Origin of the sequence: Sphingobium sp. ZW T5_29 (assembly GCF_044987515.1) — a bacterium.
Classification (GTDB): Bacteria; Pseudomonadota; Alphaproteobacteria; order Sphingomonadales; family Sphingomonadaceae; genus Sphingobium.
Genome location: NZ_JBJDRM010000004.1, coordinates 231127 through 250617 on the forward strand (window position 1 = coordinate 231127; position 19491 = coordinate 250617).

At 62.2% G+C, this 19491-nt stretch carries 21 protein-coding genes and 1 tRNA gene; 17 read left to right on the forward strand and 5 right to left on the reverse strand.

The window, feature by feature from the left end; translation table 11 throughout:
* Positions 1-90: 90 nt before the first annotated feature.
* Positions 91-1758 carry a cytochrome c oxidase subunit I gene (gene ctaD / locus ACI3KQ_RS05050; protein ID WP_404955383.1) on the reverse strand — a complete coding sequence of 556 codons (1668 nt, stop codon included), beginning with the start codon at positions 1756-1758 and terminating at the stop codon, positions 91-93.
* Positions 1759-1776: 18 nt separating this feature from the next.
* On the reverse strand, positions 1777-2784 hold the full coding sequence (gene coxB / locus ACI3KQ_RS05055) for a cytochrome c oxidase subunit II (RefSeq protein WP_404955385.1): 1008 nt from the start codon (positions 2782-2784) through the stop codon (positions 1777-1779).
* A 282-nt stretch (positions 2785-3066) separates the two neighbouring features.
* Here coxB and pyrE point away from each other — a divergent pair, with 282 nt between their 5' ends.
* The 5 genes from pyrE to ACI3KQ_RS05080 are packed head-to-tail and all read left to right on the forward strand — an operon-like array spanning position 3067 to position 6815.
* Positions 3067-3648, forward strand: a complete 582-nt coding sequence (gene pyrE, locus ACI3KQ_RS05060; RefSeq protein WP_404955388.1) for an orotate phosphoribosyltransferase — start codon at positions 3067-3069, stop codon at positions 3646-3648.
* A 5-nt stretch (positions 3649-3653) separates the two neighbouring features.
* Positions 3654-4391 (forward strand): pyridoxine 5'-phosphate synthase, encoded by a 738-nt coding sequence (locus tag ACI3KQ_RS05065; RefSeq protein ID WP_404955390.1) that lies wholly within the window; start codon positions 3654-3656, stop codon positions 4389-4391.
* Positions 4388-4789 carry a holo-ACP synthase gene (gene acpS / locus ACI3KQ_RS05070; RefSeq protein ID WP_404955392.1) on the forward strand — a complete coding sequence of 134 codons (402 nt, stop codon included), beginning with the start codon at positions 4388-4390 and terminating at the stop codon, positions 4787-4789. Before ACI3KQ_RS05065 ends, acpS begins: the two co-directional genes overlap by 4 nt.
* 29 nt (positions 4790-4818) lie before the next feature.
* Positions 4819-5712 carry a signal peptidase I gene (lepB, locus tag ACI3KQ_RS05075; RefSeq protein WP_404955394.1) on the forward strand — a complete coding sequence of 298 codons (894 nt, stop codon included), beginning with the start codon at positions 4819-4821 and terminating at the stop codon, positions 5710-5712.
* Between the two features lie 20 nt (positions 5713-5732).
* Positions 5733-6815 (forward strand): AI-2E family transporter, encoded by a 1083-nt coding sequence (locus ACI3KQ_RS05080; protein WP_404955397.1) that lies wholly within the window; start codon positions 5733-5735, stop codon positions 6813-6815.
* 45 nt (positions 6816-6860) lie between these two features.
* Here the strand turns inward: ACI3KQ_RS05080 and ACI3KQ_RS05085 are convergent, their stop codons facing one another.
* Both ACI3KQ_RS05085 and rpsU read right to left on the reverse strand, forming a co-directional pair.
* On the reverse strand, positions 6861-7421 hold the full coding sequence (locus ACI3KQ_RS05085) for an FKBP-type peptidyl-prolyl cis-trans isomerase (RefSeq protein ID WP_404955399.1): 561 nt from the start codon (positions 7419-7421) through the stop codon (positions 6861-6863).
* A 73-nt stretch (positions 7422-7494) separates the two neighbouring features.
* Positions 7495-7701 carry a 30S ribosomal protein S21 gene (rpsU, locus tag ACI3KQ_RS05090; RefSeq protein ID WP_104954164.1) on the reverse strand — a complete coding sequence of 69 codons (207 nt, stop codon included), beginning with the start codon at positions 7699-7701 and terminating at the stop codon, positions 7495-7497.
* 290 nt (positions 7702-7991) lie between these two features.
* Here rpsU and ACI3KQ_RS05095 point away from each other — a divergent pair, with 290 nt between their 5' ends.
* The 12 genes from ACI3KQ_RS05095 (at position 7992) to ACI3KQ_RS05150 (ending at position 18330) form a co-directional block, all read left to right on the forward strand.
* Complete coding sequence (locus ACI3KQ_RS05095; RefSeq protein WP_404955401.1) at positions 7992-9242, forward strand: putative DNA modification/repair radical SAM protein; 1251 nt, start codon at positions 7992-7994, stop codon at positions 9240-9242.
* A gap of 73 nt (positions 9243-9315) precedes the next feature.
* Entirely contained in the window at positions 9316-9687 is a 372-nt protein-coding gene (locus ACI3KQ_RS05100) for a hypothetical protein (RefSeq protein WP_404955403.1), read from the forward strand.
* Positions 9688-9748: 61 nt separating this feature from the next.
* On the forward strand, positions 9749-10237 hold the full coding sequence (locus ACI3KQ_RS05105; protein WP_404955405.1) for a hemerythrin domain-containing protein: 489 nt from the start codon (positions 9749-9751) through the stop codon (positions 10235-10237).
* Positions 10219-11646, forward strand: a complete 1428-nt coding sequence (locus ACI3KQ_RS05110; protein ID WP_404955407.1) for a UdgX family uracil-DNA binding protein — start codon at positions 10219-10221, stop codon at positions 11644-11646. The genes ACI3KQ_RS05105 and ACI3KQ_RS05110 overlap by 19 nt, the downstream gene beginning before the upstream one ends.
* A 114-nt stretch (positions 11647-11760) precedes the next feature.
* Positions 11761-12612 (forward strand): D-amino-acid transaminase, encoded by an 852-nt coding sequence (locus ACI3KQ_RS05115; protein WP_404955409.1) that lies wholly within the window; start codon positions 11761-11763, stop codon positions 12610-12612.
* A 297-nt stretch (positions 12613-12909) separates the two neighbouring features.
* Complete coding sequence (locus ACI3KQ_RS05120) at positions 12910-13857, forward strand: MarR family transcriptional regulator (protein WP_404955411.1); 948 nt, start codon at positions 12910-12912, stop codon at positions 13855-13857.
* Positions 13858-13942: 85 nt separating this feature from the next.
* Positions 13943-14018: transfer RNA gene (locus ACI3KQ_RS05125), tRNA-Val, on the forward strand.
* Positions 14019-14101: 83 nt separating this feature from the next.
* Positions 14102-14329 (forward strand): zinc-finger domain-containing protein, encoded by a 228-nt coding sequence (locus ACI3KQ_RS05130; RefSeq protein WP_404955413.1) that lies wholly within the window; start codon positions 14102-14104, stop codon positions 14327-14329.
* A gap of 73 nt (positions 14330-14402) precedes the next feature.
* On the forward strand, positions 14403-15845 hold the full coding sequence (gene tldD, locus ACI3KQ_RS05135) for a metalloprotease TldD (RefSeq protein WP_404955415.1): 1443 nt from the start codon (positions 14403-14405) through the stop codon (positions 15843-15845).
* Between the two features lie 66 nt (positions 15846-15911).
* Positions 15912-16487 carry a DUF924 family protein gene (locus tag ACI3KQ_RS05140; RefSeq protein WP_404955483.1) on the forward strand — a complete coding sequence of 192 codons (576 nt, stop codon included), beginning with the start codon at positions 15912-15914 and terminating at the stop codon, positions 16485-16487.
* Between the two features lie 155 nt (positions 16488-16642).
* Positions 16643-16981, forward strand: a complete 339-nt coding sequence (locus ACI3KQ_RS05145; RefSeq protein ID WP_004209785.1) for a P-II family nitrogen regulator — start codon at positions 16643-16645, stop codon at positions 16979-16981.
* A 14-nt stretch (positions 16982-16995) separates the two neighbouring features.
* Positions 16996-18330, forward strand: coding sequence for an ammonium transporter (locus ACI3KQ_RS05150; RefSeq protein ID WP_404955418.1), 1335 nt, complete (start codon positions 16996-16998; stop codon positions 18328-18330).
* Between the two features lie 156 nt (positions 18331-18486).
* Here the strand turns inward: ACI3KQ_RS05150 and ACI3KQ_RS05155 are convergent, their stop codons facing one another.
* Positions 18487-19473 (reverse strand): phytoene/squalene synthase family protein, encoded by a 987-nt coding sequence (locus tag ACI3KQ_RS05155; RefSeq protein WP_404955420.1) that lies wholly within the window; start codon positions 19471-19473, stop codon positions 18487-18489.
* Positions 19474-19491: the final 18 nt, after the last annotated feature.

The window sequence follows — 19491 nt, forward strand, 5'->3', positions numbered from 1 at the left end:
GCCCGGCGCGATATCATGCGCCGGGTCTGCTCATTAGGGTAGGCGATCAGCGCCTCCCATGCCTTCCTCAAGAAGGCTCTGCCCTTCCGGTCAGTCGACGACCGGCAGTGTTTCGAACTGATGGAACGGCGGCGGGCTGGACAGGGTCCATTCCAGTGTCGTCGCTCCTTCACCCCAGGGGTTACCTTCTGCCTTGCGGCCAGCCGCAAGCGACCAGATCAAATTGACGAAGAAGATCAGCATGCCTGCAGCCATGATCTCGTAACCGTGGCTAGCGACCTTGTTCCAGTAGGCAAAGGCTTCTGGATAGTCGGGATAACGGCGCGGCATGCCTGACAGGCCCAGGAAGTGCATCGGGAAGAACAACAGGTTCACGCCGATAAAGAACACCCAGAAATGCAGCTGGCCGAGAAACTCGTTATACATGCGGCCCGACATTTTCGGGAACCAGTAATAGAAGCCTGCGAACAGGCCGAATACGGCACCCAGCGAAAGCACATAATGGAAATGTGCCACGACATAATAGGTGTCGTGCAGCACGTCGTCGACGCCCCCGTTGGCCAGAACAACGCCGGTCACACCGCCTACCGTGAAGAGGAAGATGAAGCCAAGCGCCCAGACCATCGGGGTCTTGAAGCTGATCGAGCCACCCCAGATGGTTGCGATCCACGAGAATATCTTGATCCCCGTTGGAACCGCGATGACCATCGTTGCTGCGGTGAAATACATCTTCACATTCACCGACATGCCCGTGGTGAACATGTGGTGCGCCCAGACGACGAAGCCGACGACACCAATAGCGACCATGGCGTATGCCATGCCCAGATAGCCGAACACAGGCTTGCGACTGAAGGTCGACACGATCTGACTGATGATGCCGAAGCCCGGCAAAATCATGATATACACTTCGGGGTGGCCGAAGAACCAGAAGAGATGCTGGTACAGTTCCGGATCACCACCGCCAGCGGCATCATAAAAAGTCGTACCGAAATTGCGATCGGTCAACAGCATGGTAATCGCCGCAGCCAGAACCGGAAGGGCGAGCAGCAGCAGGAATGCGGTGACCAGCACTGACCAGACGAACAGCGGCATCTTGTGCAGGGTCATGCCCGGCGCGCGCATGTTGAGAATGGTCGTGATGAAGTTGATCGCGCCCAGGATCGAACTGGCGCCCGCGATGTGCAGCGACAGGATCGCCATGTCGACGGCCGGTCCCGCGGAACCACTGGTCGACAGTGGCGCGTAGACCGTCCACCCGGTGCCCGCGCCATTGCCGGTGCCGCCAGGAACAAAGGTCGAGCCGAGCAGCAGCGCAAAGGCAGGGATGAGCAGCCAGAAGCTGATATTATTCATGCGCGGGAAGGCCATGTCGGGCGCGCCGATCATGATGGGCACGAACCAGTTGCCGAAGCCACCGATCATCGCGGGCATAACCATGAAGAAAACCATGATAAGACCGTGGGCGGTGATCAGGACGTTCCAGAGGTGGTAGGCCTGGTCCAGCGTGGCCGAAGGGCCGTCGCTGAACTGTGCCCAGGTCTGGAGATACTGGATTCCCGGCTGTGCCAGTTCAGCGCGCATCAGGCCCGAAATCGCGCCGCCGATGATACCGGCGATGATCGCGAAGATCAGGTAGAGAGTGCCGATATCCTTGTGGTTCGTGGACATGAACCAGCGTTGGAAGAAGGCAGGCTTGTGATCGGCGTCATGATGATCATGAGCATGATCGCCGTGATGATCTGCGGTAATGGTTGTCATGGCGTCTATGCCCTTACATCAAAGCTTTTCGGCGGGGGCGGCGGCAGGCGCTGCGGCAGTGACCGCCGCGTCAGCGTCGCGCAGCTTGCCGCCCTGCGAGAGAACCCACTGGTCGAACTGAGCGGGAGGCAGCGCCTCTATCGCGATCGGCATGAAAGCATGGCGAGCGCCGCAAAGTTCAGAGCATTGCCCATAATAGACGCCCGGTTTTTCAATGGTGAACGTCTTTTCATTGAGACGGCCCGGCACCGCGTCCATCTTCACCCAGAGCGAGGGGATTGCGAAGGCATGAATCACGTCCGCGCCGGTGATGATCAACTTGATCGGACGGCCCGCAGGCAGGATCATGCGGTTGTCGGGGGCGAGAAGATAAGGCTCGCCATTCGCCTCGGCCTTTTCCTTGGGGAGCATGTTGGAAACATATTCCGGGATGCCGTTGTCAGGATATTCATAGCCCCAATACCACTGATAGCCCGTGACCTTGACGGTGACCGCATCCTTGGGCGCGGGCTTGTACTGGTCAGCCAGAAGGCCGATCGACGGCACGGCGATCACCAGCAGGATCACGACCGGCACCACGGTCCAGATCACTTCGATCAACGTGTTGTGCGAGGTTTTCGACGGGGTCGGATTGGCGCTGCGGCGGAAACGCCACATGACATAGAGCATCAGGACCAGGACCAGGACCGAAATGATCGTGATCAGCGGCAGCAGCAGCACGTCATGCAACCAGCGGGCAGTGTGGCCGGTCGGGCTGAACTGTTCCTGCAGCGAGATTTCGCCGGGGCTGGGCATGCCGACGCCAGGGGTCGGCTTCATCCGGGGCGGCGCGGCAACAGTGGCCGTCGGCGCGGCGTCGGCTGCCGGAGCCGTCGCATTCACGCTCGATTCGGCCGGTGCGGCGGCGTTGTCCGCAGGCGCAGCCGCAACGGCTGCATTGTCCTGCGCGAACGCCTGACTGTTCAGCACCGCAGCCGGCGCAAAGGCCAGCAACCCGGCGAGAACGAGCGATTTCACCATTTTCATAAGCGTCTTCTTACCCCGTAACCCCTTTGAGCCGCTGCAACGAGGACGCGCGCATACACGTATCCCTCGCCCGGTCGGTCTGCCGCGGCTTATAGGCATGGTTTTTTCCTGCCTCAAGCGGGGACGCACAGATTTTCTTCGCTGTTGCAACGCCCCCCTCGTCCGCCTATCTCGCACCTCGCGCGCAGGGGCGCGCTCATGGGCCTGTCCCATGGGTGATTAGGGATGTGCCGATCGCCGGTTTCAAAGGTGGCGGTACGCGCGAATGGATCCAGGATTTAAATGACCGACGAGGAAGTTTTAGCGGAATTCAGGGCGGCCGGGGCGCTGCTGGAAGGACATTTCATCCTGTCCTCAGGCCGTCGCAGCGCCAATTATCTGCAATGCGCACGCGTATTGATGAACGCCGAACGGGCGGGCAAGCTGGCCCGCGCGATGGTGCAGCAACTGTCCCGCGAGTTGCGGCAGGAAATCGACCTCGTCGTTTCCCCGGCGATGGGCGGCCTGATCATCGGGCATGAAGTCGGGCGCGCCCTGGACAAGGATGCCGTGTTCCTGGAACGTCCCGAAGGCACGTTCGAACTGCGCCGCGGCTTCAGCATAACGCCAGGGCAAAAGGTGTTGATGGTCGAGGATGTCGTCACCACCGGACTGTCTTCGCGCCAGGCCATTGATGCCGTGACCAAGGAAGGCGGAATCGTCGTGGCGGAGGCAGCGCTGGTCGACCGGTCCGCCGGCGAAGTCGATCTGGGCGTTCCTTTCTACCCGCTCGTCAGCATTAACTTCCCGGTATATGAGGAAGATGAAGTGCCGCCTGAACTGGCAGCGATCCCCGCTATCAAGCCTGGAAGCCGGAAGCAGTAAACCCGATGCCGCAGCCCGCCGCTCCCCTGCGCCTTGGGGTCAACATCGACCATGTCGCGACCATCCGCAATGCGCGCGGCGGCATGCACCCTGACCCGGTCAAGGCGGCCCTGATGGCGGTCGATGCGGGCGCCGACGGCATTACCGCCCACCTGCGCGAAGATCGCAGGCACATTCGCGACGAAGACATCGTCGCGCTGATGGCTGCCCTGACGGTCCCGTTGAACCTGGAGATGGCGGCGACCGAAGAAATGCTGCGGATCGCGCTAAGGCATCGGCCCCACGCCGCATGCATTGTCCCGGAAAAGCGGGAAGAACGCACGACCGAGGGAGGGTTGGACGCTGCCGGGCAGATGGAGGCGCTCCAGCCCATCGTCGCGGCACTGGGCGAAGCGGGAATCCGTGTGAGCCTGTTCATCGAACCGGACGCGGCGCAGGTCGATGCTGCCATCCGCCTGGGCGCCCCCGTGGTGGAATTCCATACCGGGCGTTACGCCCACTTGTCAGGCGCGGCGCGTGCACAGGAACTGCGCAGGATCAGCGATGCCGCCGCCCTTGCCGCGAAAAACGGGATAGAACCGCACGCCGGTCATGGCCTGACCTATGACAATGTCGGTCCGATTGCGGCGATACCGCAGGTCGCGGAACTGAATATCGGTCATTTCCTGATCGGCGAAGCGATCTTTGGCGGCCTGGCCGAAACTATCACGGAAATGCGTCGCCAGATGGACCTGGCGCGTTGATCATCGGCCTGGGATCCGACCTTTGCAACATAGAGCGGATCCAAAATTCGCTGGACCGTTATGGCGAACGGTTCGAACGCCGCGTGTTCACCGATATTGAGCGGGCCAAGGCAGAGCAGCGTCCCTTCACCAAGGCGGGAACGCTGGCCAAACGCTTCGCCGCCAAGGAAGCCTTTTCGAAAGCGGTGGGTACCGGCTTCAACAGCGGCGTGTTCATGAAGGATATCGGCGTCGTCAACCGTCCGGGCGGCGCGCCGACGCTGGAACTGACCGGCGGCGCGCTGGCGCGGCTTCACGCCATGATCCCCGCAGGCCACGACCCCATGATCCATCTGACGCTGACCGACGATCATCCTTGGGCGCAAGCCTTCGTCATCATTGAAGCATTGCCGCGATAATGATGCCCCCCACATCCGAGAAGCCATCCATGACGGCAGCAGACATGAGTGAAAAGGATTCCTCGCCCGCCGAAGAACAGGCCGTCGCCCGGCCCAAAGCGGAGAAACCGACCATCAATTGGTGGCAGGAGGTCAAGAGCATCGCGCTGCTGATCCTGGCGGTGCTGGCGTTTCACAGCTTCGTCGCCAAGCCATTTTATATTCCCAGCGAATCCATGATGCCCGTGCTGCTGAAGGGCGACCGGCTGGTGGTGAGCAAATTTCCCTATGGCTGGTCCTATGTATCGCCCAGTTTCCATCCGCTGCCCTTTATCAAGGGGCGGATTTTTGGACGCCTGCCCGAACGGGGTGACATTGTCATCGTATCGCCACGACACCGGCGCGAGGATTATATCAAGCGGGTGATCGGCCTGCCGGGCGACATATTGGAGGTGCGCGGCGGCCAGGTGATCCTGAACGGCGTACCCGTGCCACAGAAGCCGTTGAAGCCGATCCGTATTCCGATCGACGGCAACGCGCCCTGCCCATCCATACAGTTTCCGGGCGCCGCGGTCGAAGGACGCGACGGCAAAGGCTATTGCCAGCTGCCCGTTCGGCAGGAAACGCTGCCCAATGGCCGCACCTATGTCACCGTCGACATGGGGCCGAGCTCGCTCGATTGGTATGGTCCGGTTCGCATTCCGTCCAACCATGTCTTCCTGATGGGCGATAATCGGGACAATAGCGCCGACAGCCGTGCGCCGCTGGAAGAAAATGGGCTGGGCGGTCCAGTGCCGTGGGAAGCGATCGGCGGACGTGCGGAATTCATCACCTTCTCGCTGGACGGCGATTCAAGCTGGAACCCGCAGACCTGGCTGCATGCGCTGCGCAGCGATCGCGCCGGGAACAGCCTGCGCCCACGGAGCGTTACAGCCGCGAAATAAATTTACCCAGGGAGCGCGGGTTGAGCGGCAAACAAGAGATCCATCTGGAACAACCCGGTCCCAGCGAACTGCGCAGTCCGCTCGTCCAACATGAATTCATCCGCGCGGGCACATGGATCGCCCTGGTGGTCGCGGTGGCGCTGGTGGCATTGCTGGCCCAGCCGATCATGCTGATCCTGGGCGCTCTGGTGCTGGCGACCATGATGGACGGTGGAGCACGACTGCTGGGCCGCGTCCTGCCGATCAAGCGGGGATGGCGGCTGGCCATCGTCCTGATCGCAGCGGTCGCTTTCCTCGTCTACACATTCTACCTGACCGGCGCGAGCCTGACCGCGCAGGCGCAGGCCATGCGCCAGATCATAGAGGCGCAGGTCAATCGCGTCGGCGGATGGCTACAGCAGCTTGGGGTAACGGCCACCGCCAACGACCTGAAGGGATTCGCCAGCCAGGCGCTGAGTTCACTGGGCCGGGTCACGGCGGCGGTCGGCACGATGTTCGGCGCGCTGACCAGCGCCGTCATGATGCTGGTGTTGGCAATCTTTATCGCGATCGAACCCAAACTTTATGAACGCGGCGTCGCCTGGATGCTGCCGATGAACAAGCGCGCCCGCTTTTACTCTGTGGCGGACAAGATGGGCTGGACGCTGCGTCGGCTCATGTTCGGGCGGCTGATCGGCATGACGGTGGAAGGCGTAGGGACGTGGCTGCTGCTGTGGGCGGGCGGCGTTCCCATGGCTGGGCTGCTAGGCATATTGACCGGACTTTTTGCGTTCCTGCCCAATATCGGTGCGATCATATCGGGGGCGCTGATCATCATCGTCGGCTTTTCCGCGGGCACGGATGTCGGCCTCTACGCCTTTTTCGTCTATGCGGTCGTGCAGCTGATCGACGGATATCTGATCGTGCCGATGGTGGCGAAGCGCGCTACCGACCTTGCCCCGGCCCTGGTGCTGGCAATGCAGATCCTGTTCGGCACATTGTTCGGCATATTGGGCCTGTTCCTGGCCGACCCGATCCTGGCGATGATCAAAGTCTATCTGGAAGAACGGTCCAAGTCGTTGGAGCGGGATGCCATTCCCGCCGACATGCCGCTGCCACAATAAAAAAGGGCCCGGAAACGGGCCCTTTCATCTGCAATGCTGCGGCGGTCAGTTGCCGGGCATGGGCGGCGGAGTAGCGCCCTGCTGCATCATCTGCTGCATCTGCATGATTTCCGCCTTCGACTTGAAATCGTGCAGCTGGACATCGAACACCAGGACAGAGTTCGCCGGGATGGGACCTGCCGCCTGCTCGCCATAACCAAGCTGCGGCGGGATCCAGAGGCGATATTTGCCGCCCTTCTTCATCTTTTGCAGGCCTTCGGAAAAACCTGGCACGACGCCATCGACCGGCATGGCGGTCTGGGGGTTTTCATCGAAGACCGTGCCGTCCAGCAACGTGCCCTTGTAGCCGACCAGCGCGACATCCGTCGTGGTCGGGCTTGGCCCCTCACCTTCCTCAATCACCTTGAACTGAAGGCCCGAATCGGTGGTGACGACACCATCGCTGTGGGCATTGTGCGCAAGATAGCTGGAAGGCGAAGGCTCAAGCCCGCGTTGCCCCGCCCATGCAAGTCCGCCGGCGGCGACCGCTACGGCCGCGACACCGATCCAGAGCCGCGTCAGCGACCCCTTGGCGATGGGACGAAGGGGAACAGCCGTCGTGGACATGAGCGAACGCCTCGCAGTTGGTGCGGGTAATCAGCAGGAATAGCCATCCGGGCGCTGTGCCCGGAAAGGCTTCTTAACGGACGCCGTCGCGCTCGGCGCGCTTGCGGTCCATCTTGCGAGCGCGGCGAACGGCTGCAGCCTTTTCACGAGCGCGCTTTTCCGACGGCTTCTCGTAGTGACGGCGCAGCTTCATCTCGCGATACACGCCCTCGCGCTGCAGCTTCTTCTTGAGCGCGCGCAGGGCCTGGTCGACATTATTGTCGCGAACGATGATTTGCATAAGCCAGTCAAACTCCAGTCGAAAACGAGCAATTCGCCAGGACAGAAAACCCTTCCCGACGGGCCCACCGAATATAAAAGCCGTGATTCGCCGCAGGTCACCCTACGCCGTTGTGGGGCGCGCCCTATCAGCAGAGTCGCCCCAGTTCAACCCCAAAGCCTTGGGCCAGCGCACCTTGCGCAGGAACGCAATGACCGCGACGGCCTGCGCCGCTGAATATAATAGGCTCGATATCAGGAAAGTCGATCCAGATCATAGACAGGCTTGGCACAAGAACATATCATGAACTAATGCCAGCTCTTTCCGTCACCGAAAAACTTGAAATCCTTGCCGATGCAGCAAAATATGATGCGTCCTGCGCGTCGTCGGGCACAAAGAAGCGGGATAGCGCCAGCGGCCGCAAGGGAGGGCTGGGATCGACAGAGGGGATGGGCATCTGCCACGCATATGCGCCAGATGGGCGCTGCATCTCGCTGTTGAAAATCCTGCTGACCAACAGCTGCATTTTCGATTGCCATTATTGCATCAACCGACGGTCCAGCGACGTGCGGCGGGCGCGCTTTACCGTTCAGGAAGTCGTGGATCTGACGATCAGCTTCTACCGCCGCAACTATATCGAGGGACTATTCCTGTCGTCCGGGATCATCCGTTCGTCCGACTATACGATGGAGCAATTGGTAGGTGTCGCTCGCAGCCTGCGCGACGATCATGATTTCCGGGGCTATATTCACCTCAAGACCATTCCCGATGCCGACCCGGAACTGATCCATCAGGCGGGGCTATATGCCGATCGCCTATCGATCAATGTCGAATTGCCCACGGCCCAGGGCCTGGAACAGCTCGCCCCGGAAAAAGACGCAGGCCGGATCGAGGGCGCAATGGCGGGCATGCGCAGTTCCATGGAGGATATGGGGGAGGCACGGCGCAAATATCGACACGCGCCCCGATTCGCGCCCGCAGGCCAGTCGACGCAGATGATCGTCGGGGCCGATGGAGCGGACGACCGGGCGATCATCCGGCGGGCGCGATCGCTGTATGACCGGCACGCCCTGCGCCGTGTCTATTATAGCGCCTTTTCCCCAATCCCGTCGCCCAGCACCGTCCTGCCGCTCAAGCGCCCACCGCTGCTGCGCGAACATCGGCTTTACCAGTCCGACTGGATGATGCGCTTCTACGGCTTTTCAGCGGATGATCTGGATGGGGCGACTGACCCGGACAGCGGATGCCTGCCCCTCGACATCGATCCCAAGCTCGCCTGGGCGCTGAGGCATCGGGATATATTTCCCGTCGATGTGAACCGCGCCCCGCGCGAGATGTTGCTGCGCGTTCCGGGACTGGGCGTGAAGGCCGTGGACCGCATCCTGATGAGCCGACGGCACAGGCGCCTGCGGCTGGACGATGTCGCCCGCGTCACCAGTTCCATCAAAAAGCTGCGCCCCTTTCTGGTGGCGAGCGATTGGCGACCTGTTCGCCTGGCGGATAGCCTCGATCTGCGCCCCAGACTCGGTCCGGCGCCACAGCAATTTGAGCTTTTCGCCTGAAGCCCGATTTTGCCGTTGATCACAGCGGAATTCCATGGTTTCCTGATCGTGGAGCAGGGGAAGGGCGATATTGGTGGCAACACTGTTTAAAGGACAGCTGGTCAAGGGACATTCGGCGGAAGCGCAGGCGTCGGGATATGCAAAGCGCATGAGTTCGCATCTGGCAGCCGCGCTCGTCACTTTCTGCCTGCTTCAGATTTTCATCGTTGCCAAAATGGGCGGATCGCTCGTCCTCCACCTGGGCATCATCGTCGCCATTGGCGCCTTCGCCATCGCGGCTCGCGGGCTGGAACGGCGTTGGGAACTGCTGGATTCAAGCGGTTTGTCCACGCGCGGCCTGGATGTCCGGTTTCGCCGTGACGCGGCGCAGCTTTGGATGGTGAGCATCGCCAGCAGCTTTCTGTGGATACCGATAGCCGTCATTTTCCGTTTTCTGTTCGGTTGATCGAGCGGACACAAAGCCCGCGACGCTTCGTTATGCCCCCTGCAAGACAGAGGAGCATGCCATGGCGAATGCCAATATTTTCGACCGGTTGAAGGAAGATCACGACGCCCACCGTCAGCTGTTCGACAAGATGGCTGATGCAAAGGATGACCATGATCGCCTGGAAAAGCTGTTCGATCAGTTCAAGGTCGAAGTGACCGCCCACGCCGCCGCTGAGGAAGAAACGCTCTACGCCACCATGCTGGCCCGGCCGGACCTGCGCGAAGATGCACAGCACAGCGTATCCGAGCATAAGGAGATAGACGATTATCTCGAAGAGCTGGACGAGTTGGAATTCAACAGCGAAGAATGGCGGCAGACCTTCGACCAGCTGAAAAAGCGCTACCTCCATCATATCGAGGAAGAGGAGGAGGAAATGTTTCCCAATGCCGCTGAAGAATTGACAGCGGAAGAGGAAACACGGCTTGCGGAAATCTTTGCCAAGCGCAAACCCGCCGAGCTGAAACGGGCAGAAGCCGCAGACCGAAGGCCATGTATCGCGCGCTGCTGAACGGCCCTGACGATTTCGACGGGTGGCGAGAAGCAGCGCGGCGCTTTGCCATGGGCGGCGTCGAAGCGACAGGGATCGACTGGCAGGTGGAGGGCGATGAAGCGTCCCTGCTGCCTTTCGAGGCCCCGCCGCCACCCATTAACGGCGGTGCCTTTTCCGTGCCCCGCGCCTTCATTGCAGTGGCGGAAAGCGCAATATTGCATCATGACCGGGAACGGTTCGCCCTACTTTACGCCTTGTTGGTCCGGGTGCGGGACAACCCCGCATTGATGGAGGACCGCGCCGACCCACTTTTGCGCAGGGTGGACATGCTCGCCAAGGCGGTCAGGCGCGACATCCACAAGATGCGCGCCTTCGTCCGGTTCCGCGAGGTGGAGGATGAAGGAGGAGCGCGCTTCGTCGCCTGGTTCGAACCGGAACATCATATCGTCCGGGCCAATGCAGGATTTTTCGTGCGCCGGTTCGCGTCGATGCGCTGGTCGATCCTGACGCCGGAACTGTGCATCCACTGGGACGGCGAGATCCTGACCGAAAGCGCCGGTGCGACCCGATCCGACGCGCCTGATGGAGATCCGGTGGAAGATGCGTGGAAACGCTATTACGCCGCGATCTTCAACCCGGCCCGGCTGAAGCAGCGCGCCATGCTGTCGGAAATGCCCCGCAAATATTGGCGCAACCTGCCCGAAGCAGCTTTGATTCCCGACCTGGTGGCCGGAGCCCAGGCAAGGGAGGCGGCCATGATCGCGACATCGCCAAAACCCCCTGCCCGTCCGAGCGGGGCGAACCGAGACGCGAGCCGCCCCAGCAATATCGCAGCGTCATGGTCAGCGCTGAAGGAACAGGCGATGGCGTGCACCCGATGCCCACTTTATCAGGACGCCACACAGACCGTCTTTGGTGAAGGTCCGCTGGACGCGCCGCTGATGTTGATTGGCGAGCAACCGGGCGATCAGGAAGATCTGGCCGGACGTCCGTTCGTCGGTCCGGCCGGGCAGTTGCTCGACCGCGTTCTGGAGGAGGCGGAAATCGACCGCGGTCGGCTGTATGTCACCAACGCCGTCAAGCATTTCAAACATGAGCGCCGGGGAAAGCGCCGTATTCATCAGACGCCTGAAACGCCCGAAATTCAGGCCTGCCGCTGGTGGCTGGACCAGGAAATCGACCTGCTGCGTCCCCGGATCATCGTCGCCCTGGGGGTGACTGCCGCACGCGCGCTGCTAAGCAAGGCGGTCACGATCAGCCGCACGCGCGGCGCGCCGATAGTTTTGGAAAGCGGGGCGGAAGGCTGGGTCACGATCCATCCGAGTTTTCTGCTGCGCGTTCCAGACGAAGCGCGCAAGGCGCAGGAACGCGCCCGGTTCGTCGAGGAATTGCGTGAAATCGGCGTGCGGGCGAAGGCGATTTCCTGATGACGGCGCTCCCATCGAGACGACAGGGTTGCGCCGTTCCGGCTTGACCCGGCGCTTCCGCCCAGCGACATCCCCTATCCAAATCGTCGCGCCTTCAGGGGGAAGCAGCCTGTCATGTCCATCGCCTATCTCAATGGTCGGTTCCTGCCGATTGCCGATGCACGCATATCGGTGCTCGACCGGGGCTTCCTGTTCGCTGAGGGCGTCTATGAGGTGACGGCTGTGATCGATGGGCGCCTGGTCGACAGCGCGTCGCACCTTGATCGGCTGGCGCGATCGGCTGGCGAGATCGGCATTGCCCTCCCCCTAATCCCCGATGAGATAGAAGCGACCCAGAAGCAGCTGGTGGAGCGCAATGGCCTGGACGAAGGGCTGATCTACCTTCAGCTGACGCGGGGCGCAGACGAAAGCCGCGACTTCCTGCCCGCGCCGGACCTGCAGCCGACGCTGGTGATGTTCGTGCAGCACAAGCTGTTCCTGAATGCGTCAGCGGCCAGAACAGGCATAGCGGTCGTCACCACGCCGGACCTGCGCTGGGCGCGCCGCGACATCAAGAGCACCGGGCTGCTCGCTCAGGCGATGGCGAAACAGATCGCGGCGCACGCGGGAGCGCAGGAGGCATGGATGGTCGAGGACGGCCATGTGACGGAAGGCGCATCCTCCACCGCCTTCATCGTTACAGACGACGCTATCGTCACCCGCGCCTATTCGCAGGCCGTGCTGGCGGGATGCACCGGCGCGGCGCTTACGGCCCTTGCCCAGGAAGCTGGGATGACGGTCGTCCGCCGCCCTTTCACCGTGGCGGAGGCGCTGGGTGCGAAGGAGGCGTTCATCACCAGCGCATCGACGCTGTGCCAGTCGGTAGTCCGTATCGATGGCCAGCCCATCGGCGATGGCAGACCCGGCCCCGTTGCGACCCGCCTGCGCGAGATTTACGTTGATTTTGCGCGCCGCACGGCGGTTTGAGCTACACCGGGCAAAGAAGCATCTCCATTTCGGACCAGAATGGACGGGGAGGATATCCCACCGTTTCGGCAGGAAACGCCGCCATTTTGACGACAGCAAGGATCGGTATCGAAGGCCGGGTCTTACATGCGCACAAATCAGGCGCGGCGCCAGCAGCGGGTCGGGGTCCGAAACGGAGAAAAGAGCTGCGGTGAAATCATCGCGTTCCGGTAAGGTCGGAACAAACAGGGGATTATCATGGTGGAAATGGATCGAACCCGGACAGACTTGCGCGTTCCGGCTGGGGAACTGTACGGGATGAAAGACCAAAGGCCGGGTCTGCTGATCCTGGCCAATGACATTTTTCTCGACGATGTGACAGGCTTGGCGGAGGCGGCCGATTTCCGCCTGCTGGACATTGTGCCGATAGAGCAGGCGTCCGCCCGGCTGGACATGCAGGTGGGGTGCGATGTCATCCTGCTATTCTGTCCGCATCCTTCTGCCGAACTGGAACGCTTGCTGGTGCAGGCCGAAACGCTGGCGGTTCAGAATGACCTTTCCGTCATTCTGATAAGCGGCATCGACAGCCTGGACCTGGCCTATGCATGCATGCGCAGCGACCGGACGCAATTGCTCTGTTCGCCCGATCATGCCGACATCGCCGCCGCGCTCCTGACGGCAGGGAGGACAACGCCCCAGCGGACCGTGCATGAGGTCAATCAGGAAAGCGAAGGCGTGCGGCTCCAGCAGTTGAGCGAAGAAGTCAGCCGCCTGGCCCGCACGCTGGAGGCGTTGACGTCCCGCCCGCGCCATGCTCCTCCGTCCTTCGCGCTCGGCTCTCGCATTTCCGACCGGGACAGCGATTATATCGGCATGCCCGCGCTGACGCCGATGGGGAGCCACCAGGCACCGGCGGACCAACCCAGCCTGAGCGCTACCCAGGTGCGCGACATGCTGCGCGCGCGTCGCCTGCGGGAAGATTTCCTGCCCGGCGACCTGTTCGCCGATCCCGCCTGGGACATGTTGCTCGACCTGCTGGCTGCCCGGCTGGAACAGGAACGTGTGTCGGTTTCCAGCCTGTGTATCGCCTCTGCCGTGCCGCCGACCACGGCGCTACGCTGGATTCGCACCCTTACCGAACAGGGTTTCGTCCAGCGTCAGGCGGACCCGCAGGATGGCCGCCGCATCTTCATCGCTCTGGCCGACGACACGTTCGAAGCGCTCAGCCGCTGGTTCACGGCCAGCCGACGTTTCCTGTGCGGGTGAACGCAATGGCGTAACGAGGGTTGACCGGCGCGTCGATTGCCCTAGATAGACGCGCTCCGGTCGCACCGTTACAGGTTGCGGCTCCGGGCGATTAGCTCAGTTGGTAGAGCGTCTCGTTTACACCGAGAATGTCGGCGGTTCGAGCCCGTCATCGCCCACCATTCTTCCCCGTCTTACGTCGTTCCATGCAATCGGGCGCGCCGCATATTGCGGCGTGCGCGCACCGCTGCTAATCGGCTGATCCATGATCCAGCCGCCTGAAATCCTTCGAGTCACCAAGCCGCGCGTTTCCTGCGACGGTTCGGGGGACATCCCCGCCGCCCTTGGGCATCCGCTCGTGTTTCTGGAAATTGATGAGCATGGCTATGTCGATTGCGGCTATTGCGACCGGCGCTTCGTCCTGATCGGCGGACCGGCAGACACACCGGAAATCGCCGGGTTGCCCGACATCGCTTCCGGGGCCAGCCTCTGATCGCCAGCCTCTGATCAGGCGACGCTTGTAATTTTGATTGGGCTTGCGCGCCGCGCCCCCTATATCGGGCGGCATGAACGACATAGCCTCTCAATTCACCGACGCGCGTGGCCTGCTTTATCGTCCTGGGCTGCTTGATCCCGATGGCGCGCGACGCCTGACCGCCGACGCGTTGCGCCAGTGCGACGATGGCGAGCTTTATCTGCAATATAGAGCCAGCGAGAGCTTTGGTTTCGACGATGGTCGGCTGAAGACCGCCGATTATTCCACCGACGCAGGTTTCGGCCTGCGCGGGGTGTCGGGCGAAATGACTGGCTTTGCCCATGCGAACGACATCAGCGAAGCAGCGATACGCCGTGCCGCCGAAACGCTGACCCTGCTCGATCCGGCGAAGGGCCAGCCCGCCCCGCCGCCGCAGCGGACGAACCGCCATCTTTACACGGACGCCAATCCGCTGGAAATCGTGCCCTTTGCTGAAAAGGTGACGCTGTGCGCCGCCATCGACGCCGCCGCGCGGGCGCGCGATCCGCGTGTCGCTCAGGTGTCGGTCAGCCTGTCGGGCAGCTGGTCCGTGGTTGAAATCGTGCGTGCGGACGGTTTCACCGCGACCGACATACGCCCGCTGGTGCGGTTGAACGTGTCGGTCATATTGGAAGAAAATGGCCGCCGCGAAACTGGCACATTCGGTATCGGCGGGCGCTATCTCTACGATCAGGTGATGGAGCCGGCCGTCTGGAACAGGGCGATCGACGAGGCTCTGGCGCAGGCGCGGGTCAATCTTGGCTCCGTCGCCGCGCCTGCGGGTGAGATGACGGTTCTGCTGGGGCCAGGCTGGCCCGGCGTGATGGTTCATGAAGCGATTGGGCACGGGCTGGAAGGCGACTTCAACCGCAAGGGGACCAGCGCCTTTTCGGGACGGATCGGCGAACGCGTGGCCGCGCCGGGCGTGACCGTTGTCGATGATGGTTCGATCACGGACCGGCGCGGGTCGCTGTCGATCGACGACGAAGGCACGCCGACCAGGGAAAATGTCCTGATCGAGGACGGGATACTCAAAGGCTATATGCAGGACCGGCTGAACGCCCGACTGATGGGGGTTGAACCCACCGGCAACGGTCGCCGCGAAAGCTACGCCCATGCCCCGATGCCGCGCATGACCAACACTTTCATCAAGGGTGGGCAGGATGACCCCGAAGAGCTGCTTTCGCGCGTAAAATCCGGCATTTTCGCCCGGAGCTTTGGCGGTGGTCAGGTCGATATCGTATCGGGCAAGTTCGTCTTTTCCTGTACAGAGGCTTATAAGGTCGAAAATGGCAAGCTGGGCGATCCCATCAAGGGCGCGACGCTGATCGGCGACGGTCCGACTGCGCTGACCAAGGTTGTGGGCATCGGCAATGACTGGGCGCTGGACCATGGCGTCGGCATGTGCGGCAAGGGCGGGCAGAGCGTTCCGGCAGGGGTCGGCCAGCCTACCTTGCTGATCAAGGGGCTAACGATCGGCGGCACGGCGACCTGAGGCGCCCACGCCACGGATGGTGCAGCATTGGTGGAACCAGAAAGGCCTGTCCGTCTTTCTTTCATCATGAACATGCTGACCGATAGCCATGATGCCGTGACCGCCGATTGGGCGGCGTCGCTACTGGATTTCTGGTTCAATCGCGTCGGGGAGCAGCGCTGGTGGGAACATGACCCTGCGCTGGACCGCGCCTGCGTCGATCGGTTCGGTTCGCTGTGGGAAGAAAAGCAGGGTCTGGCGCCGGAGGAATTTCTGGATCGCGCCGATGATGCCCTGGCGGCGGTCATCCTGTTCGACCAGTTGCCGCGCAATATGTTTCGCGGCACGGCAAAGGCTTTTGCTACCGACCTGCTGGCGAGAGAGGTCGCCCGCGGGGCGATTGCGCATGGTTATGACATCCAGATCGGCGGCGCTGGGCGTATCTTTTTCTACATGCCGTTCCAGCATAGTGAAGATATGGAGGACCAGACGCTGTCGCTGAGCCTGTTCGAGGCTGCGGGCGACCCGAAGTCCCTGGATTTCGCCCGGAAGCATCATGCGGTGATCGAGCGCTTCGGGCGTTTTCCTCATCGCAATGCCGTGCTGGGTCGCCAGACCTTGCCCGAAGAAGAAGAAGCCGTGCGCAAAGGCAGGAACTGGTAGCCCGACTGCCCAATTTTTGGGCAGAGCGCGACATCTGCCCATTTTTTTTGCGCTCCTGATCCGTCGGGCGTGGAAAAAGCCCGCGTTAAACCGCCTTTAAGAAATTGGCACGGCTCTTGCTGGATTGTCCCCGCACACCATTAACAGGGGGCGACATGAAACTTGTCATGGCAATCATCAAGCCGTTCAAGCTTGACGATGTCCGCGAGGCACTCTCCTCGCTAGGCATCGCCGGCATGACGGTGTCCGAGGTGAAGGGCTTCGGCCGCCAAAAGGGGCAAACCGAAATCTACCGGGGCGCCGAATATTCCACGAACATGGTTCCGAAGATCAAGATCGAGGTCGTTTGCGACGACGATCTCGCGCCGCGCGTCGTGGAAGCCACGCAGGCAGCGGCCAATTCCGGCGCGATCGGCGACGGCAAGATCTTTGTCCTGGATGTCGGTCAGGCCGTGCGTATCCGCACCGGCGAAACCGGCGAAACCGCGCTGTAAAGAAGGGGGGAATAATGACCTTTTCCAAGAAGTTTTGCGGCGCGATGGGGGCAGCTGGCCTGTCCCTGTTCGCCGCGCTGCCCGCCTGGGCGCAGGACGCGGCTGCCGCCGTGCCAACGCCCGACAAGGGCGACACCGCCTGGATGATGGTATCCACCGTTCTGGTGCTGGCCATGATTCTTCCCGGCCTGGCCCTGTTCTACGGCGGCCTGGTCCGCACCAAGAACATGCTGTCGGTCATGACGCAGATCGGCGCCGTCGCCTGCCTGGCGATGCTGATCTGGGTAATCTACGGCTACAGCCTGGCCTTCGCTGGCCCCAGCAACGGCTTCATTTCGGACCTGTCGAAGGTCTTCCTGAAGGGCATCACGCCCGATTCGACCGCCGCGACATTCACTGATGGCGTGGTCATTCCCGAATATGTCTTCGTCAGCTTCCAGATGACCTTCGCCGCGATCACCGTCGCGCTGGTACTGGGTTCTGTGGTCGAGCGGATCAAGTTTTCAGCGGTTATGGTCTTTGCCGCAGTCTGGCTGACCATCGTTTACTTCCCCATCGCTCACATGGTCTGGGCTGCTGGCGGCCTGTTCTTCGAAATGGGCGCGCTGGACTTCGCTGGTGGCACGGTCGTGCACATCAACGCCGGTGTGTCGGCTCTCGTCGCCTGCCTCATCCTTGGCAAGCGCATGGGCTTCCCCAAGGAACCGATGCCTCCGCACTCGCTGACGCTGACCGGCGTCGGTACTGGCCTTCTGTGGGTTGGCTGGTTCGGCTTCAACGCCGGTTCGGCACTGGAAGCCAATGGTTCGGCGGCGCTGGCCATGATCAACACCTTTGTCGCAACGGCATCGGGTGGCCTGTTCTGGATGCTTGCAGAGCGCGTCAGCGGTCACAAGGGGTCGGCTCTGGGCTTCTGTTCGGGCATCATCGCCGGTCTGGTCGCTGTTACACCGGCAGCCGGCAATGCAGGTCCGTTCGGCGCGATCGTTCTGGGCGCTGTCGCTTCGATCATCTGCTTCTACGCGGTCACCGTGCTGAAGCCCAAGCTGGGCTACGACGACTCGCTGGACGCTTTCGGCATCCACGGCATCGGCGGCATGATCGGCGCGATCGGCACCGGCATCGTCTATTCGCCCTTGCTGGGTGGACCGGGCGGCGAAGACTTCGTCATCGGCGACCAGCTGGTGACGCAGGTCCTGGCCACCGTCACCACCATCGTCTGGGCGTCGATCGGCACTGCAATCGCCATCTTCATCGCCAAGGCCGTCACCGGCCTGCGGGTTAGCCGCGAAGTCGAACAGGAAGGTCTCGACCTCGGCGAACATGGCGAGCGCGCCTACAACGTCTGATCAAATTCGGCAGGGCGGGCCGCCATCACAAGGGGCACGGCCCGCCCGCCACACGATGTTCCTCCTGCGAACACGCCTTGGACCGGTACGAAAGTATCGGTCCTTTTTTTGTTTCGCTGATTCGATTGCGTTTCGGAAAGAGCGGGCGCTGCCGCCTTATCCCCTGGGCCGTGTCCATAGATGCGCCGGGCGAGGCGATGACGCAGGCCAGCGGATGGATCGACCCGCAACCTGCCATGCCGCGCGCAACACCCAGCCTGCCTTGGCACTTTTGGCAGTGATGACGCGATGATCCCATGCCCGTTCGCCACGGCGCGCCACTTCCCGTGCTATGTCCCCATATATGCCCGCCGCAGCCAACACGGCCCAGGCCGCGCGCGGCGGCAACGCGCCTGTGCCGTGCCGGGCGCTCGCTTCATAGTCGGCAGCCATGTCAGCCAGGCGGCGCGCCAGGATGGCCAGTTGGCGCCGGGCCCATGGTTTCATATGCTCCCCAGGGGGAATATCCATTTCCGCCAGCCACTCCATGGGTAGGTAACAGCGGCCAGCGGCTTCATCCTCGCTGATGTCGCGGGCGATATTGGCGAGCTGAAACGCAAGGCCGAGGTCGCAGGCGCGGTCCAGCGTGGCGTCGTCCTGCGGGTCGACGCCCATCAAGACCGCCATCATGCATCCGACCGCGCCCGCCACATGATAGCAATAGCGCAGCATGTCGGCTTCGCTGCGTGGGCGCCAATCCTGCGCGTCCAGCGCGAAACCTTCGATCAGGTCATGGGCATAGCGCGGGGGTATGGCGCATTCGCGCATTACCAGGCCGAAGCCGTCAAATGCGGGATCGCCGGTCGGCTCCCCGCGCAGAGCGGCCCCGGTCAGGACCCGCATGGACGACAGCCGCGCCTGTCCGTCGGTCACGCCCTGCATCAAGCCGCCATGGTCCTGCCCATCGGCGATGTCATCGCATTTGCGGCACCAGCCATAGAGGAGCCAAGCACGCTCACGAGTCTGACGGTCGAATAGCTTCGACGCCAAGGCAAAGGATTTTGATCCACGGGCGATGCTGTCCCGCGCGAAGGCGACCAGTGCGGCGCGATCGGGCGTATGAAGCGGAGAAGGCGGATGGCTATCGGTCACCGACAGAGCCATGCCCGCGCCAGCCTGTGT